1 protein-coding gene is annotated in these 252 nt (G+C 61.1%); it reads right to left on the bottom strand.

The window, feature by feature from the left end; genetic code table 11:
• Positions 1-233 (bottom strand): hypothetical protein (locus tag R0J87_RS22805; RefSeq protein WP_498889207.1); only part of this gene is annotated, 233 nt, incomplete at its 3' end.
• Positions 234-252 lie beyond the last annotated feature (19 nt).

Here is a 252-nt window from a genome sequence, read left to right as displayed (position 1 = left end):
CTTTCGAGAATGCCGATTTCGCGAAGGATGAACTTGAAGTTCGCGATGAACCTGCCTTTCGGAATCGAGGCTCGCATCGTAAAGGGTGCGAGCTCCTGCGCGATCGCACGAGCAACGTCCATGCGTCCACAAATATGCGCCGCATGGAGCGCAGTGATCCTGTGCGGCAGGACGTTGCCGATAGCCGTCGCGGAGCCAGACCCGCCTGCGCGCAACCCTTGCAGCAGGAGCATGTCGTCCCCGACGATCGGC

This window comes from Halomonas sp. SIMBA_159 (assembly GCF_046536035.1).
Taxonomy (GTDB): domain Bacteria; phylum Pseudomonadota; class Gammaproteobacteria; order Pseudomonadales; family Halomonadaceae; genus Vreelandella; species Vreelandella venusta_A.
This window is presented reverse-complemented; position numbering and strand designations above follow the sequence as displayed.